The 17,138-nt window shown below is 55.0% G+C and carries 17 protein-coding genes; 9 read left to right on the top strand and 8 right to left on the bottom strand.

The features are described from left to right. Positions 1–87: 87 nt before the first annotated feature. Positions 88–1,485 carry a glycoside-pentoside-hexuronide (GPH):cation symporter gene (locus ACMGGM_RS17045; protein ID WP_014882563.1) on the top strand — a complete coding sequence of 466 codons (1,398 nt, stop codon included), beginning with the start codon at positions 88–90 and terminating at the stop codon, positions 1,483–1,485. A gap of 10 nt (positions 1,486–1,495) precedes the next feature. Continuing rightward, positions 1,496–2,446, top strand: coding sequence for a family 43 glycosylhydrolase (locus ACMGGM_RS17040; RefSeq protein ID WP_414149051.1), 951 nt, complete (start codon positions 1,496–1,498; stop codon positions 2,444–2,446). A gap of 18 nt (positions 2,447–2,464) precedes the next feature. Here ACMGGM_RS17040 and ampE read toward each other — a convergent pair whose 3' ends face one another. Together ampE and ampD are read right to left on the bottom strand one after the other, a co-directional pair. Beyond that, positions 2,465–3,319, bottom strand: a complete 855-nt coding sequence (gene ampE, locus ACMGGM_RS17035; RefSeq protein ID WP_063943978.1) for a beta-lactamase regulator AmpE — start codon at positions 3,317–3,319, stop codon at positions 2,465–2,467. Between the two features lie 9 nt (positions 3,320–3,328). Beyond that, entirely contained in the window at positions 3,329–3,880 is a 552-nt protein-coding gene (gene ampD / locus ACMGGM_RS17030) for a 1,6-anhydro-N-acetylmuramyl-L-alanine amidase AmpD (RefSeq protein ID WP_023332089.1), read from the bottom strand. Positions 3,881–3,967: 87 nt separating this feature from the next. Here ampD and nadC point away from each other — a divergent pair, with 87 nt between their 5' ends. The 4 genes from nadC to hofC all read left to right on the top strand — a co-directional run bounded on the left by nadC (position 3,968) and on the right by hofC (position 8,039). Beyond that, on the top strand, positions 3,968–4,861 hold the full coding sequence (gene nadC, locus ACMGGM_RS17025; protein WP_014882559.1) for a carboxylating nicotinate-nucleotide diphosphorylase: 894 nt from the start codon (positions 3,968–3,970) through the stop codon (positions 4,859–4,861). 173 nt (positions 4,862–5,034) lie between these two features. Continuing rightward, a complete protein-coding gene (gene ppdD / locus ACMGGM_RS17020; protein ID WP_063943976.1) occupies positions 5,035–5,472 on the top strand; it encodes a prepilin peptidase-dependent pilin in 438 nt (145 codons plus the stop codon). A 10-nt stretch (positions 5,473–5,482) separates the two neighbouring features. Next, positions 5,483–6,865, top strand: a complete 1,383-nt coding sequence (gene gspE / locus ACMGGM_RS17015; protein WP_063943974.1) for a type II secretion system protein GspE — start codon at positions 5,483–5,485, stop codon at positions 6,863–6,865. Continuing rightward, entirely contained in the window at positions 6,855–8,039 is a 1,185-nt protein-coding gene (hofC, locus tag ACMGGM_RS17010) for a protein transport protein HofC (RefSeq protein WP_063943972.1), read from the top strand. Before gspE ends, hofC begins: the two co-directional genes overlap by 11 nt. 38 nt (positions 8,040–8,077) lie before the next feature. On the opposite strand, the gene ACMGGM_RS17005 is transcribed toward hofC, so the two are convergent. Further along, positions 8,078–9,121, bottom strand: coding sequence for a GMP reductase (locus ACMGGM_RS17005; protein WP_014882555.1), 1,044 nt, complete (start codon positions 9,119–9,121; stop codon positions 8,078–8,080). 228 nt (positions 9,122–9,349) lie between these two features. Between ACMGGM_RS17005 and coaE the strand changes: the two genes are divergently transcribed. From coaE to yacG, 3 genes are read left to right on the top strand one after another with little or no spacing between them, the layout of a single operon-like run. Beyond that, positions 9,350–9,970 carry a dephospho-CoA kinase gene (gene coaE / locus ACMGGM_RS17000; protein ID WP_058690728.1) on the top strand — a complete coding sequence of 207 codons (621 nt, stop codon included), beginning with the start codon at positions 9,350–9,352 and terminating at the stop codon, positions 9,968–9,970. Beyond that, positions 9,970–10,713, top strand: coding sequence for a cell division protein ZapD (zapD, locus tag ACMGGM_RS16995; protein WP_014882553.1), 744 nt, complete (start codon positions 9,970–9,972; stop codon positions 10,711–10,713). The genes coaE and zapD overlap by 1 nt, the downstream gene beginning before the upstream one ends. Positions 10,714–10,722: 9 nt before the next feature. Further along, complete coding sequence (yacG, locus tag ACMGGM_RS16990; protein WP_014882552.1) at positions 10,723–10,917, top strand: DNA gyrase inhibitor YacG; 195 nt, start codon at positions 10,723–10,725, stop codon at positions 10,915–10,917. A 33-nt stretch (positions 10,918–10,950) separates the two neighbouring features. On the opposite strand, the gene mutT is transcribed toward yacG, so the two are convergent. The 5 genes from mutT to ftsZ form a co-directional block, all read right to left on the bottom strand. Then, the gene (gene mutT / locus ACMGGM_RS16985; RefSeq protein ID WP_014882551.1) at positions 10,951–11,343 is read right to left on the bottom strand and encodes an 8-oxo-dGTP diphosphatase MutT; all 393 of its coding nucleotides are present in this window, start codon (positions 11,341–11,343) and stop codon (positions 10,951–10,953) included. A 57-nt stretch (positions 11,344–11,400) separates the two neighbouring features. Then, positions 11,401–14,106 (bottom strand): preprotein translocase subunit SecA, encoded by a 2,706-nt coding sequence (gene secA, locus ACMGGM_RS16980; protein ID WP_014882550.1) that lies wholly within the window; start codon positions 14,104–14,106, stop codon positions 11,401–11,403. Positions 14,107–14,164: 58 nt separating this feature from the next. Continuing rightward, positions 14,165–14,668 carry a secA translation cis-regulator SecM gene (secM, locus tag ACMGGM_RS16975; protein WP_014882549.1) on the bottom strand — a complete coding sequence of 168 codons (504 nt, stop codon included), beginning with the start codon at positions 14,666–14,668 and terminating at the stop codon, positions 14,165–14,167. Between the two features lie 278 nt (positions 14,669–14,946). Then, entirely contained in the window at positions 14,947–15,864 is a 918-nt protein-coding gene (gene lpxC, locus ACMGGM_RS16970; protein WP_014882548.1) for a UDP-3-O-acyl-N-acetylglucosamine deacetylase, read from the bottom strand. A gap of 101 nt (positions 15,865–15,965) precedes the next feature. Beyond that, positions 15,966–17,117, bottom strand: coding sequence for a cell division protein FtsZ (gene ftsZ / locus ACMGGM_RS16965; RefSeq protein ID WP_008501978.1), 1,152 nt, complete (start codon positions 17,115–17,117; stop codon positions 15,966–15,968). Positions 17,118–17,138: the final 21 nt, after the last annotated feature.

Below are 17,138 nucleotides of genomic sequence, written 5' to 3'. Positions count from 1 at the left end.
TATCCATATCACCGCCCTGATACTGCAACGCATATATTCGTTTGCCAGCAAATAATTCTCTCCATACCGAAACCCGGAGAGCAGTCTATGGATAACGCTAAACTGTCAGTAAAAGAAAAGATCGGCTATGGGATGGGCGATGCAGGTTGCAACATCATCTTTGGCGCCATCATGCTGTTTGTTAACTATTTTTATACCGACATATTTGGCCTCGCGCCTGCGCTGGTGGGGGTCTTACTGCTGTCGGTCCGTGTGATTGACGCCGTCACCGACCCTATCATGGGGGCAATTGCCGACCGCACCCGCAGTAAATATGGCCGTTTTCGTCCATGGCTGCTGTGGATTGCCTTCCCCTACGCGCTGTTCAGTATTCTGATGTTCACCACACCGGAGTGGAGCTATAACAGCAAAGTTATCTATGCGTTTGTCACCTACTTCCTGCTCTCATTAACCTATACGGCCATCAACATCCCTTACTGCTCGTTAGGAGGGGTGATCACCAACGATCCGAAAGAGCGTGTGGCCTGCCAGTCCTACCGCTTCGTGCTGGTCGGCATCGCCACGTTGCTGCTGTCATTGACGCTGCTGCCGATGGCCGACTGGTTTGGCGGGGATAACAAAGCCAAAGGCTACCAGATGGCAATGACCGTACTGGCGCTGATTGGCACCTGCATGTTCCTGTTCTGCTTCGCCACCGTGCGCGAGCGCGTGCGCCCGGCGGTGCAGACCCACGACGAGCTGAAAAATGACCTGAAAGACGTGTGGAAAAACGACCAGTGGGTGCGAATTTTGCTCCTGACGCTCTGCAACGTCTGCCCGGGCTTTATCCGCATGGCGGCAACCATGTATTACGTCACCTGGGTGATGGGCCAGAGCACCCACTTCGCCACCGTGTTTATCAGCCTGGGGGTTATCGGCATGATGCTTGGCAGCGTGCTGGCAAAAGTGCTGACCGACCGCTGGTGTAAACTGAAGGTCTTCTTCTGGACCAATATCGTGCTGGCGATATTTTCCTGCGCCTTCTATTTCTTCGACCCGAAAGCCACCGTCACCATCGTGGTGCTCTACGTTCTGCTGAACATCCTGCACCAGATCCCGTCTCCGCTGCACTGGTCGCTGATGGCTGACGTGGATGACTACGGCGAGTGGAAAACCGGGAAACGCATCACCGGGATCAGCTTCTCCGGCAACATTTTCTTCCTGAAGCTGGGTCTGGCGATTGCCGGGGCAATGGTCGGTTTTCTGCTCTCCTGGTACGGTTACGACGCAGGCGCAAAAGCGCAAAGCGCGGAGGCCATTAACGGTATCGTACTGCTGTTTACCGTTATTCCTGGCGTTGGATACTTAATTACCGCGGGCGTTGTACGCCTGCTGAAAGTGGACCGCGAAACCATGAAGATGATCCAGTCCGATCTGGAAAAGCGCCGCGCCAACTACCGCGAGCTGAACGCTTATCAGGAACTCAAAGCCGCAGAGACAAAATAAGGAAAGTTGCATGCAAACCTGGCCAAACCCGTTTATTGAACAACGCGCCGACCCGTACATTTTACATCATGAGGGGCAATACTATTTTATTGCCTCCGTGCCGGAGTACGACAGGCTGGCTATCCGCCGTGCTGACTCGCTGGAGGGCTTGCGCAGCGCCGAAGAGATAGTGGTCTGGCGCAAACCCGACACCGGTCCAATGAGCCAGTTGATTTGGGCCCCAGAACTGCATCACATCGACGGGAAGTGGTACATCTATTTTGCCGCGACGCACACCCAGGCGCTTGATAGCCTCGGCATGTTCCAGCACCGAATGTTTGCGCTGGAGTGTACCGACAGCGATCCGCTCGCCGGTACGTGGGTCGAGAAGGGGCAAATAAAAACGCAATTCGACACTTTCGCCCTCGATGCCACCACCTTTGTCCATCAGGGGAAACGCTGGTATCTGTGGGCGCAAAAAGCGCCGGATATCGCCGGAAACTCCAACCTTTATCTGTGTGAAATGGAAAATCCGTGGACGCTGAAAGGCGAGCCGGTGATGCTCAGTAAACCTGAATATGACTGGGAATGCCGCGGATTTCTGGTTAATGAAGGTCCGGCGGTGCTGGTTCACGGCGACAAGCTGTTTATCAGCTACTCCGCTAGCGCCACCGATGAGAACTACTGCATGGGGTTATTGTGGATAGACCTGAATGCCGATCCGCGACAGCCGGCGAACTGGCACAAATCTGCGCGTCCGGTGTTCGTTACCAGCTACGAAAATCGTCAGTACGGCCCGGGTCACAACAGCTTTACGCAAACGCCGGAAGGGGAAGATGTGCTGGTGTATCACGCGCGGAATTACACCGAAATTGAGGGCGACCCGCTGTACGATCCGAATCGCCATACCCGACTGAAGCTTGTCCGCTGGAATGAAAGCGGGATGCCTGATTTCGGCATCCCGCCTGCGGATACGCTATAGCGTTTGCGGCGCGCTGGCTTACACCAGCGTGCCGTAAATGGTCAGCAGCGCCACCACCACCACCACCACAAACGACGTTTTCTTTGCCATTGAAACCGCCGCTTTTGGCGTTTCAATCTTGTCGGTATGCGGCTCTCGCGCCAGGGAAAACTGCGCCAGACGGGTTAACACCTGATACTGCGAGGTGTGTCGGTCGCCCAGAGACGCAAACCACGCTGGCAATGCTTTTTCACCGTGGCCAATGAGCGCATACACCACACCCACCAGACGCACCGGCAGCCAGTCGAGCACATGCAGGATGGCATCAATGCCGGAGAGCAAACGTTCATGCGGCGTCAGATAACGGGCAAGCCAGGTCTGCCAGGCACGCAGGAACGCGTACCCCATCAGCAAGACGGGTCCCACCGGGCCGCCCACCACAAACCAGAACAGCGGCGCGAGGTAGTAACGGAAGTTAATCCACAGCAGCGCATTTTGCAGCTCGCGCAGGAACTCGCGCTCGTCGCAATCCGGCGGCACGCCGTGGATCATCGTCAGTTCGCTCGCCATGGCACCGCGCGCGTGGGCATCATCGCGGGAGGCCGCTTTAAGATAAGCGTGGTAGTGCAAACGCACCTTGCCCGCACCAATGCACAGCACGCCAAGCAGGATCCACACCACCAGCAGCGGCACATTGAAAAAGAGTTCGTACAGCGCGCGCAGCAGCAGGAAGGTAATCACCATCACACCCGCCATCATCAGCAGCGTGCGCAGCATGGAAAAGTGCCTGATGCGGCGGAATAACACCTCCAGCCGGTGATCCAGATGCCAGTGCTCACCGAGCTTGAACAGACGTTCAGCGATGATAACCAGCAGCATGGTAAACAACGTCATGGTATCTCCTTATTCTGACGACGCGGTGAGCATGGCGCGAAAGCGGGGCCAGTCAAATGCCGGGCCAGGATCGGTTTTTCTCGCCGGAGCGATATCACTGTGTCCGGTAATGTTGTCGGCGATTGCCGGGTAGAGTCCGATAAGCGTACGGGTCACAGCCGCTAACTGTTGATACTGTGAGTCGGTGTAGGGCGTAGTATCCGTGCCTTCCAGCTCGATCCCAATGGAGAAATCGTTGCACCGTTCGCGCCCGTGATACATCGACACCCCGGCATGCCAGGCGCGCTTATCAAAAGGAACATACTGAACCACCTCACCATCACGACGAATCAGACAGTGAGCCGACACGCGCAAATGCGCAATCTCAGCGAAGAAAGGATGGGCATTGGGATCTATCGTTCCCGTGAATAACGCATCGATCCACGGGCCGCCAAATTCACCCGGCGGGAGACTAATATTATGAACCACCAGCAGTGTGGGCTTTTCATCCTCCGGGCGGCAATCGTGGTGCGGCGAGGGTACACGCCGCGCATCCACCAGCCATCCGTTTTCTAACAACATGCTGGAACTCCTTCTGTATGGTGCAATGACTCGGTTCAGAGTAGCATGTTTCAATATTATGATTCGTTACCAATTTGGAGTTTTATCATGCCGCCTCGCCGCTACAACCCCGACCACCGACGTGAAGCACTTCTGGAACGTATTAATATGGATATTCCGGCAAGCGTTGCCCATGCGTTAAAAGAAGACCTTGGGGGTGACGTAAATGCCGATAAAGACATTACCGCACAATTATTGCCAAAAGAGACACGTTCCCACGCGGTCATTATTACCCGTGAAGAGGGCGTTTTTTGCGGCAAGCGTTGGGTTGAAGAGGTATTTACTCAACTGGCGGGCGATGATGTGCAGGTGACCTGGCACGTTGAAGATGGTGATGCGATTACAGCCAATCAGCCGCTGTTCGAGCTGGACGGTCCCTCGCGCGTCTTGCTGACCGGCGAACGCACCGCGCTCAATTTTGTACAAACGCTCTCTGGCGTCGCCAGCGAAGTGCGTCGCTATGTTGACCTCCTGGCCGGCACCCACACTCAGCTGCTGGATACCCGCAAAACGCTGCCAGGCCTGCGCACTGCGCTGAAGTACGCGGTGCTCTGTGGGGGCGGCGCCAACCATCGACTGGGCTTATCCGATGCCTTCCTGATCAAAGAGAACCACATTATTGCGTCGGGTTCCGTTCGCCAGGCCGTTGAGAAAGCCTTCTGGCTGCACCCGGACGTCCCTGTTGAAGTGGAAGTCGAAAGCCTGGAAGAGCTGGAGCAGGCCGTTAAGGCCGGAGCCGATATCATCATGCTCGACAATTTCGAAACTGAGCAGATGCGCGAGGCGGTAAAACTGACTAACGGCCGCGCCCAGCTTGAAGTTTCCGGGAACGTCACGTTCGACACGATCCGTGAATTCGCCGAAACCGGTGTGGACTACATCTCCGTCGGCGCGCTGACCAAACACGTTCGCGCCCTTGACCTCTCCATGCGCTTCAAATAACACGCTTCCCCTCTCCGCCCGGAGAGGGGAATTTCAGTCCTGCTCGCAAATCCGTTGTTCTTCCCTGCAACACTGCATGAATTCTCTGAAGCCCCTTTCCCGTTCCCTTTTTTGCCCCTCGTTTCTCTCCTTTCGCGCTGCCAGAGTAGCGCCACTTTGCATAAGGAGCAGATATGGACAGACAACAAGGATTCACACTCATTGAGCTGATGGTGGTCATTGGCATTATTGCGATTCTGAGCGCCATCGGCGTTCCCGCCTATCAGAACTACCTGCGTAAAGCCGCCCTCACCGATATGCTGCAAACCTTCATTCCCTATCGCACTGCCATTGAGCTTTGCGCGCTCGATCACGGTGGCGTGGAGAGCTGTGACGCAGGCAGTAACGGCATCCCTTCCCCGACGACGACGCGTTACGTCTCAGCAATGAACGTGGCAAAAGGGATCGTGACCTTGACGGGTCAGGAGAGTCTCAGCGGACTGACGGTGACCATGACGCCACAGTGGAATAACGGCAACGGTATGACAGGCTGGACGCGTGACTGCAACATCAGTGCTGACAGCGAGCTTAAGCAGGCCTGTGAAGACGTCTTCCGCTTCGACAATAACTGAGGGGCGGACAATGAACACCGATCAACTCGTGGCACTTTGCCTTCGCCATCATGCTCTGCTGCTCACCAGCGACAGTGACATGGTCAGCATCGCCGTCGTGGGAAGCCCAGCACCTGAACTGATGGAAGCCCTGCGCTTCGCAACGCAGAAACGGATTGATATCGAGTGCTGGAGCGCTGAACGCATGGAAAAGCATCGGCAGTTAAGCGCGCAATCGCATCTGCCTAACGTTTCGCAGGCACATTCCGCGGTGGATATCCTCAACCACACGCTGCAACAGGCGATAAACCAGCGCGCCTCCGACATCCATATTGAACCGATGGAGCACGCGTGCCAGATTCGCTTACGTATCGATGGCGTACTTTGCCCGCAACCTCCGCTTTCCGCCGCGCTGGCAACGATGCTCAGCGCCCGGTTAAAAGTGCTGGGTAATCTGGATATTGCTGAACGCCGCTTACCGCAGGATGGTCAGTTTACCATTGAGCTGACAAACGAGCCGGTCTCGTTTCGTATCGCCACGCTTCCCTGCAACGGCGGTGAGAAAATTGTGCTGCGACTGCTGCATCAGGTTCAGCAGGCTCTTGAACCGAAAGCACTCGGCATGAGCGCTGAGCAGCTGGCCTGTTTTACTGCGTCACTGCACCAGCCTCAGGGGCTGATTCTGGTTACCGGCCCCACAGGCAGCGGCAAAACCGTCACCCTCTATAGCGCGTTACAGGCGCTTAACACCCCTGACGTCAACATCTGCAGCGTAGAGGATCCCATTGAAATCCCGCTTGCGGGATTGAATCAGACGCAGATTAACCCGCGAGCGGGCCTGACATTTCAGAGCGTGCTAAGGGCGCTGCTGCGTCAGGATCCGGATATCATTATGGTCGGCGAAATTCGTGATGGCGAAACGGCAGAGATCGCTATTAATGCCGCGCAGACCGGGCACCTGGTATTGTCGACGCTGCATACCAACTCGACAACGGAAACCCTGATTCGCCTGGAGCAGATGGGCGTCGCGCGCTGGATGATCTCTTCCGCACTCTCTATGGTGATTGCCCAACGGCTGGTTCGGCGTCTTTGTCCACATTGCCGACAGCAAAACGGGGAGCATTCGGGCTTACCCCGCCCGGTTTGGCCGCGACCACTTCCCCGCTGGCAAGCCACAGGCTGCGATCGTTGCTATCACGGTTTTTACGGCCGGGTGGCGATTTTTGAAGTACTGGCAATCGACAACCCTCTGCGCCAGGCAATTGCCAGCGGGGCAGGCACCGAAGTGATAGAAGCCAGTGCCCGGCAGGCAGGGTTAATCTCGCTGTTTGAACACGGCTGTATGGCCATTGAGCAAGGGCTAACCACGCTCGAAGAATTATTGCGTGTTTTGGGTATGCCCGATGGCCACTAATCACCTCTGGCGCTGGCGAGCCCTCTCCACAGAAGGAGAACCCCGAAGCGGGACACTCTGGGCCACAGACCGCAACGCGGCCTTCACCAGGCTAATGCGGAACGACCTGCATCCTCTGGCCCTCTCCCGATGCCCTCAGAGACACCGCTGGCACCCTCATCACTGCTACGAGATGTTTCGCCAGCTCGCCACGCTGCTGCAGGCCGGACTAACGCTTGCGCATAGCCTGCAAATGCTGGCTGACCAGCATCCATCAGAACCGTGGCGGGCACTGCTGCAAAGCGTTGCCGATGAACTCAGTGAAGGGTGCCCTTTTTCTGAGGCGCTCAGGCGGTGGCCCGCGGTCTTTACCCCATTGCATATCTCAATGGTAAAAACGGGTGAGCTAACAGGGAAGCTGGAAGAGTGCTGTCGCCAGCTCGCCCAGCAACAAAAAGCGCAGCAGCAGCTCGGTCAGAAAGTGAAAAAAGCGCTGCGCTACCCGGCGATCATCCTGACGCTGGCGGTACTCGTCGTACTCGCCATGGTCACCCTGGTGTTGCCCGAGTTCGCTGCAATCTACAAAACGTTTAACACTCCCCTTCCGGCGCTGACGCGGATGGTGATGGGTATATCCGCGTTTATGCAGTCCTACGCTCTCGCACTGTTCGCGGTGCTGCTTGTTCCGTTAACCGCAGCCTGGACTCTGCGTCACACGCCTCGCTGGCAGCGATTTCTTCTGCATCTACCTGTAATGGGGGCGCTGGCGAAAGGGCAAAAGCTGGGGCAGATCTTCACCGTACTGTCGCTCACGCAGCAGGCAGGCATTGCCTTTTTACAGGGGCTTGAGAGCGCAGAAGAGACCGTCGAAAGCCGCTACTGGCAAGGGATCCTTCGCAGAATACGCGAAGATATTGAAAAAGGGCTTCCCGTCTGGTCATCCTTTCAGAAAGCGGCAATGTTTACCCCGCTCTGTATTCAGCTTTTACGAACGGGCGAAATGTCAGGTTCACTGGACATCATGCTGGCAAACCTTGCTCGTCATCATACGGAGCAAACTTTTCAGTTGGCCGACAATCTGGCAGCACTCCTGGAGCCGTTACTACTGGTGGTCACGGGGGTCATCATCGGCACGCTAGTGGTGGCAATGTATTTGCCCATTTTCCATTTGGGGGATGCGATGAGCGCGGGATAGCCAATAGCTGGCGCACGGACATGCGCCAGCGAAAGCCATTACAGGCTATTGAAAACGCGGTTTTCCTGCTCCTGAACGCGAATAAACGTCGTACGTTTCGTCAGCTCTTTCAGACGGGAGGCACCCACGTAGGTACAGGCTGAGCGCAGGCCGCCCAGGATGTCGCGCGCGGTGTTTTCAACCGGGCCACGCAGAGGCAGCTTCACGGTTTTGCCTTCTGCCGCACGGTATTTTGCCACACCACCAACGTGACGGGTCATTGCAGACTCAGAGCTCATACCGTAGAACAGCATGAATTTCTCACCGTTTTCTTCCACCACGGTGCCGCCGCTCTCTTCATGACCGGCCAGCATACCGCCGAGCATCACGAAGTCTGCGCCGCCGCCAAACGCCTTCGCCACATCGCCCGGCATGGTGCAACCGCCGTCACTGATGATCTGGCCGCCCAGGCCATGCGCCGCATCTGCACATTCGATAACGGCGGACAGCTGCGGATACCCAACGCCGGTTTTGACGCGCGTGGTGCATACGGAGCCCGGGCCAATGCCCACTTTCACGATGTCGGCACCGGAGAGGATCAGCTCCTCACACATTTCACCGGTCACCACGTTGCCCGCGATGATGGTTTTCGTTGGCCAGGCCTCACGCGCCTTGCTGACGAACTGCACGAAATGCTCGGAGTAACCGTTCGCCACATCAATACACACAAAATTGAGCGCCGGGTTCGCATTCAGGATCTGTTTGGTCTTCTCGAAATCGGCATCAGAGGTGCCGGTGGAGACCATCACATGCTTCACCACATCCGCAGAGGCGGATGCAACAAACGCATTCCACTCTTCCGGGCTGTAGTGTTTGTGCACTGCGGTGAGAATATCGAACTGCGCCAGGGCGGTTGCCATCCCGAAGGTGCCCACCGTATCCATATTGGCGGCGATAATCGGCACGCCAGACCAGGTCTGACCGGAATGTTTAAAGGTGAATTGACGTTCGAGTTCAACGTCTGAGCGACTTTTCAGTGTAGAGCGTTTAGGGCGGATAAGAACGTCTTTGAAACCTAACTTCAGATCTTCTTCGATACGCATGTGCGGATTCCTGGGGTTAGAGGCAAATATGTTAAAAGCACAACTCCAGTGACGCTATCATACGCACTAATACCTGCTCCGCAAGACTGCGAAATTCTCTTTTTTTACGCTACAATCCTATAAATTTACCTGGTAAAAAGCCGGTAAACAGGGCTAAACAGTGGCTGAAGCACGTTTGAAATTTAACCAACTGATTTTAATAATGAATAATTCCCAGGATTTGATTTAATGGGGTATATCGTCGCATTAACCGGCGGCATCGGTAGTGGCAAAAGTACCGTTGCGGACGCATTTTCTCGTCTGGGTATCACGATTATTGATGCCGATATCATTGCCCGTCAGGTGGTAGAGCCCAATACACTCGCGCTAAAAGCCATCGAAAACCATTTTGGTCCGGCAATTATCAGTGCAGATGGCACGCTAAATCGCCGCAAGCTACGCGAATGCATTTTTTCCGATTCTGCGGAAAAACGCTGGCTTAATGCCCTGCTCCACCCCATTATCCACCAGGAAACTCAGCGTCAAATTGCCGCAGCCCGCTCGCCGTATGTTCTGTGGGTGGTTCCGCTGCTGGTAGAGAATCAGCTGCACAATAAAGCCGATCGGGTGCTGGTCATTGATGTCTCGCCTGAAACGCAAATCCAGCGCACCGTGACGCGCGATCGTGTCTCGCGCGAACAGGCTGAACAAATTCTTGCCGCTCAGGCCACGCGCGCTCAGCGCCTTGCCGTTGCGGATGATGTTATTGATAATAACGGCGCACCAGATGCCATTGCATCGGATGTTGCCCGCCTGCATGCGCAGTATTTGGCGTTCGCCGCGCAGGCCGTTGCACAGGAAAAACCATAATGTCGACCCACATCCTTTTTGAGCATCCGCTCAACGAAAAAATGCGTACCTGGCTGCGTATCGAATTTCTGATTCAACAACTTTCACAACATTTGCCCGTCAGCGATCATGCCACTGCGTTGCACTTCTTCCGCAACGTGGGGGATCTGCTGGATGTCATTGAGCGGGGCGACGTCCGCACAGAGCTTCTGAAAGAACTGGAGCGCCAGCAGCGTAAATTACAGGCCTGGGCCGAAGTGCCGGGCGTGGATCAGAGCCGCATTGATTCACTTCGTCAGCAGCTTAAAAACAGCAGCAGTACGCTGATGGCCGCACCTCGTGTCGGGCAATTTTTGCGAGAAGATCGCCTGATCGGCCTGGTGCGCCAGCGCCTGAGTATTCCTGGTGGCTGCTGTAGTTTCGACCTGCCAACGCTGCATATGTGGCTGCATATGCCGCAAGCACAGCGTGATGCGCAGGTGAACAGCTGGCTGGAAAGTCTCGCCCCCATGCACCAGACGCTGTCGCTAATTCTCGACCTCATCCGTAACTCGGCGCCGTTCCGCAAGCAAACCAGCCTGAACGGTTTCTATCAGGATAACGGCGATGATGCCGATCTTCTGCGTCTGAATTTATCGCTCGGCGAGCAGCTTTACCCACAGATTTCCGGGCATAAGAGTCGTTTTGCGATCCGCTTTATGCCTCTGGACAGCGAGAATGGCACCGTGCCGGAACGCCTCGATTTTGAACTGGCCTGTTGTTAAGGAGTGCCGATGTCTGAAGTGACCACCGTAAACTGCCCCACCTGCGGTAAAACCGTTGTATGGGGCGAAATGAGTCCGTTCCGTCCATTCTGCTGCAAGCGCTGTCAGTTAATTGACCTTGGAGAATGGGCGGCGGAAGAGAAACGCATTCCGAGCAAAGGCGATCTCTCGGACAGCGATGACTGGAGTGAAGAGCAGCAATAGCTTTAAAGCCTGCTGGCGCTTCGCTTAGCAGGCCTACAGGTCGTCCGTCAGTCGGGATATGACGGGCGCATTTGCCGGTGGGAATTTATCGGCATCACTGGCCTGAAGCTCCACCCAGTTACCGGGTTGCCCCTCTTTTCCCCAGGGGTCGCCTTCCCAGTTTTCGACCAGCCAGAACCAAAGCGTGATGTGCCTGTCCGGAAACTGGTATTCGAGCTTATCGAACAGCGTTGCGCCAACTGGCGTAATTCCTACTTCTTCCTGAAGCTCACGCACCAGCGCCTCTTCCGGCGTCTCCCCTGATTCGATTTTTCCACCGGGAAACTCCCATTTGTTCGCCATATGGGCATCGGCAGCGCGCTGGGTAATGAAGATCTGGTTTTGCGGGTTGCGAATAATCCCGACGGCAATTTGCAGTATTTTCATATTGTCACTTCCATAAAAAAGGCGCAGATATCTGCGCCTTTTCATTGTCTTATGGACTTAGCTCAGACGGCCGTGGCAGGCCTTATATTTTTTACCGGAACCACACGGGCACGGATCGTTACGACCCACTTTACGATCGCCAGTCTGCGCGGCGATCGCCGCTGCAGCTTCGCTCTCGTCAGTCTGGTGGCTCAGCTGTTGCATCTGCGCCAGACGCTCAGCTTCTTCACGACGCTGTTGTTCCATCGCTTCCACTTCTTCCGGCATACGTACCTGAACTTTGCTCAGGGTGCTGATCACCTCATACTTCAGCGACTCCAGCATAGACGCAAACATGGAGAAGGATTCACGCTTGTACTCCTGCTTCGGATCTTTCTGCGCATAGCCACGCAGGTGAATACCCTGACGCAGGTAGTCCATTGCCGCCAGGTGCTCTTTCCACAGGGAGTCCAGCGTCTGCAGCATCACACCTTTTTCGAAGTGACGCATCATCTCAGCGCCAACCACTTCTTCTTTACGCTTATAAACGTCCAGCGCGGTTTCAAAGATACGTTCGCGCAGCGTCTCTTCGTGCAGCTCAGGCTCTTTGTCCAGCCACTCTTTGATAGGCAGATCGAGGTCAAAGTCGTTCTTCAGACGTTCCTGCAGGCCTTCGATATCCCACATCTCTTCCAGAGACTGCGGTGGAATATGCCCGTCAATGGTCGCTTTGAACACATCTTCGCGAATGCTGTTGATGGTTTCGCTCACGTCGGACACGTCCAGCAGTTCGTTACGCTGGGTGTAGATCGCACGACGCTGATCGTTCGCGACGTCATCATACTCCAGCAGCTGCTTACGAATATCAAAGTTGCGGCTTTCCACTTTACGCTGCGCGTTGGCAATCGCTTTAGTGACCCACGGGTGCTCGATGGCTTCGCCTGGTTTCATGCCAAGTTTACGCATCATGCCGGACACGCGGTCGGAGGCGAAAATACGCATCAGCGCATCTTCCATAGACAGGTAGAAGCGAGAAGAACCGGCATCCCCTTGACGGCCCGCACGGCCACGCAGCTGGTTGTCGATACGACGAGATTCGTGACGCTCGGTACCAATAATGTGCAAACCACCGGAAGCCAGAACCGCGTCGTGACGTACCTGCCAGTCGGCTTTGATTTGTGCAATCTGTTCTGGCGTTGGGTTTTCCAGCTCAGCAACCTCAGCCTGCCAGCTACCGCCCAGCATAATATCGGTACCACGACCCGCCATGTTGGTAGCGATGGTCACGGCAGCCGGATAACCCGCCTGAGCAACGATATCCGCTTCTTTAGCATGGAACTTGGCGTTCAGAACGTTGTGTTTAATGCCTGCTTTCGTCAGCTCATTGGAAACCACTTCGGATTTCTCGATGGAGATGGTCCCCACCAGAACCGGCTGCCCATTGGCAGTACGGTCGCGAATATCTTCGATGATTGCCTGAATTTTTTCCGCTTCGGTCATGTACACCAGGTCCGGCATATCCTTACGGATCATTGGACGGTTGGTTGGAACGACAACGGTATCCAGCTTGTAGATGGAGCTGAATTCAAACGCTTCGGTATCAGCAGTACCGGTCATGCCCGCCAGCTTCTCGTACAGACGGAAGTAGTTCTGGAAGGTGATGGACGCCAGGGTCTGGTTTTCATTCTGAATATCCACACCTTCTTTGGCTTCCACAGCCTGGTGCAGACCGTCAGACCAGCGACGTCCCTGCATGGTACGGCCGGTGTGCTCATCGACGATGATGACTTCGCCGTCTTTCACAATGTAGTCGACGTCACGGGTGAACAGCGCGTGGGCGCGCAGTGCAGCCGTTACGTGGTGCATCAGCATGATGTTGCTCGGAGAGTACAGGGACTCCCCCTCTTCCATAATGCCTTCAGCGACCAGCAGCTCTTCAATTTTCACCAGACCGCGCTCGGTCAGGTTCACCTGGCGCGCTTTTTCATCAACGGAGAAGTGACCTTCACCCTGGAAGGTGTCGGAGTCTTCTTTCTCCTGACGCAGCAGGTGCGGAATGATTTTGTCGACTTTGCGGTACATCTCAGAGCTGTCTTCGGCAGGGCCGGAGATGATCAGCGGGGTACGCGCTTCATCGATCAGGATGGAGTCCACCTCATCCACCAGCGCGTAGTGCAGTTTACGCTGGACGCGCTCTTCAGGGCTGAAGGCCATGTTGTCACGCAGGTAGTCGAAGCCGTATTCGTTGTTGGTGCCGTAGGTGATGTCCGCGTTATACGCTTCACGCTTGGCTGGCGCAGGCAGGCCGGACATGTTGATGCCGACCGTCATGCCGAGGAATTCGAACAGTGGACGGTTGTTTTCGGCGTCACGCTGGGCCAGATAGTCGTTGACGGTAACCACGTGAACGCCTTTACCGGTCAGCGCGTTCAGGTAAGCCGGCAGTGTTGCGGTCAGGGTTTTACCTTCACCAGTACGCATTTCCGCGATGCAGCGCTCGTTAAGCACCATACCACCCAGCAGCTGAACGTCGAAGTGACGCATGCCAAACACACGTTTACTCGCTTCACGCACTACGGCGAAGGCTTCCGGGATCAGGCTTTCTAAGGTTTCCCCTTTTTCCAGACGCGCGCGGAATTCCACGGTTTTTGCTTTCAGCTCGTCATCGGAGAGCTTCTCCATCGCCGGTTCCATACCGTTGATGACAGCGACAGCTTTGCGCATACGGCGCAGTGTACGATCGTTACGACTACCAAAAACTTTAGTTAATAATTTGATTAGCATAATAAATTCTCAAACGCCCCATCGTGGGCAGATAAATTAAGGTATTGAAAAAGTTAATTTAGCTGAGGCGTTGCGGCCCGGCGCGGATGCCGTGGGCCTGGCTAATCCAGGTTGATACAGAGAATGAGACTGACGGAGTGAGCACAGTTTGCGCCGTCTGGCGAACCATAACCGGCGGCTGGCCGTCCTGCGTGAGCAACGCGTTGAGCGTATCCAGCAGGGCAAGGTGCTGTGCCTGTACCGGCAACGTCTCTTCGGCAACAGGCATTGTCTGCGGCGCCATCGCAAATGACAGATGACGAATGACCGTGCGGATAGCGTGCTGGTGCCAGTAATCAACGGAGAAATTCGGGCGACGACTGGCTTCAAGCCACGCGAGGTTAGTAAAGTTAACCCGCGTGTTGAGATCGTGTTTGGTTGTGGAGGTTTTCGCTGGCGTCGCCGCTTCGGCACTGTTGCTGAGCGCAGGCAAGCCGAGACTCGCCGCGACCATCCCCAATAAGAGATGCGGCCAGAAGTATCGTCTGCCAAATTGTCGCCAGCGCGTCAGTATTCCGCTCACTTGCTCCACCACATAAGCCCGCCAGTTACAGGCTAAATTCAGTTATTTTTTTAAGCGCCCAGATATTACCACTAATGCCGCTACACAACAGCAGGAATGAGGCATCGTTGCAGGGAAAAACGGTCAAGAATACAGCTAACGCACACATTTTCTGCGCAAGACAAACAAGAGAGAATGCTGAGGCAAACGAAGACGGGTAAAAATAAAAACGACTGGTCTTCCTGGTCGGAGAGAGTACCAGGTTAACCAGTCGATTTTTTACGAAACGGTGTGAACCGTTAAGCCAGAACCGTGCTTGGTGCTTTGAAGGCCAGCGGCAGTTCCGCTTCGTCTTCAAAGGTCACATATTCCCAGGCTTCCTGTTTTGCCAGGACTGCCTGCAACAGTTTGTTGTTCAGTGCATGACCGGATTTAAACGCGGTGAATGCACCAATGATGTTATGACCACACATAAACAGGTCGCCGATCGCATCCAGCATTTTGTGACGCACGAATTCGTCTTCAAAACGCAGGCCGTCTTCGTTCAGTACGCGATAATCGTCAACAACGATGGCACAATCGAAGCTGCCGCCCAGGCACAAGCCGCGGGACTGCAGATATTCGATATCACGCATGAAGCCAAACGTACGTGCGCGGCTAATCTGGCGCATAAACGCATCAGCAGAGAAGTTCATCGCATAGCGTTGGGTGCTGGCATCAATCGCCGGATGGTTAAAGTCGATGGTAAAGTCCAGCGAGAAACCATTGTACGGTTTGAATTCAGCCCACTTGTCGCCATCTTCGACACGAACGGTCTCTTTGATGCGAACAAATTTCTTCGCGCAGTTCAGTTCTTCGATGCCGGCATCCAGCAACAGATAAACGAACGGAGCAGCACTGCCATCCATAATCGGGATTTCTGGCGCATCGACTTCAACCATAATATTGTCGATACCCAGACCCGCCAGGGCGGCGTTCAAGTGCTCTACGGTAGAAATCCGCACGTCATGCTCGTTCACCAGACAAGTACAGAGCATAGTATCACGCACAGATTTGGCATCGGCCGGAAAATCTACCGGTGGATTCAAGTCGGTGCGACGATAGATGACCCCGGTATTGGCCGGCGCAGGGCGTAACGTCAGTGTGACTTTCTTGCCGGTATGTAAACCGACACCCGTCGCCTGAACGATACGTTTAAGTGTCCTTTGTTTGATCATCGTATAATCTCGCCAAATTAACTATCCAACCGAAAGTGTATATCACTAACGGTGGGCCAGTTTAGCACAAAGAGCGCAAATCCCCAAATTCCAGCCAATTCTTAGTCAGCTTGCTTACGCAGGAACGCCGGGATATCCAGATAATCTGGCTCTTTCGCCGTTTGCGGCGTAGGGTCGTTCACCACTTTTGCGGCCGGTTTCTGCTCTTGAGTCAGAGGAGACATACCGTGCTGCTGGTAACGATCCATTACCGGTTGCTGAGTCTGTTTGTTGGTCACCAGGGTGATCTCAGGACGCTTGTCCATACCGATACCGGTGGCAACAACAGTTACACGCAGCTCGTCGTTCATTTCCGGGTCGAGAGACGTACCAATTACCACGGTGGCATTGTCAGAGGCGAACGCACGGATAGTGTTACCCACGGTTTCGAACTCATCCAGACGCAGGTCAAAGCCAGCGGTAATGTTGACCAGCACGCCGCGCGCACCAGACAGGTCGATATCTTCCAGCAGTGGAGAAGAGATAGCCATTTCAGCCGCTTCTTCTGCACGGTCTTCACCGCTTGCCACGCCAGAGCCCATCATCGCATAGCCCATTTCGGACATCACGGTACGAACGTCTGCAAAGTCAACGTTCATCAGGCCAGGACGGGTAATCAGTTCGGCGATACCCTGAACCGCGCCTTTCAGCACGTCGTTTGCCGCGCCGAAGGCGTCCAGCAGGGAGATACCGCGACCCAGAACTTTCAAAAGTTTGTCGTTCGGGATGGTGATCAGTGAGTCCACATGCTTGGACAGTTCGGTGATACCCTGCTCCGCGAAAGCCATACGCTTCTTGCCTTCAAAGTTGAAAGGCTTGGTCACGACAGCAACGGTCAGGATACCTAAATCTTTAGCGACTTCTGCGACAACAGGTGCTGCACCGGTACCCGTACCGCCGCCCATACCTGCTGCGATGAAGACCATGTCTGCACCTTCCAGTGCAGCACGCAGGGCTTCACGATCTTCTTCAGCCGCGTTGCGACCGACTTCCGGGTTTGCCCCAGCGCCCAGCCCTTTGGTGATGCCACCGCCGATCTGGATAGTCTGGCCAACTGCTGTTTTACGCAGTGCCTGCGCATCGGTGTTAACTGCAAAGAATTCAACACCTTCAATGCGTTCACGCACCATATGCTCTACGGCGTTACCGCCGCCGCCACCGACGCCGATGACTTTAATCACCGCGTCGTTGGTCAGTTCCATAGGTTCAAACATAATTTCTCTCTCCGTTGTGCC

Origin of the sequence: Enterobacter sp. BNK-14 (assembly GCF_047456095.1) — a bacterium.
In the GTDB taxonomy this organism is placed as follows: Bacteria; Pseudomonadota; Gammaproteobacteria; order Enterobacterales; family Enterobacteriaceae; genus Enterobacter; species Enterobacter kobei.
This window is presented reverse-complemented; position numbering and strand designations above follow the sequence as displayed.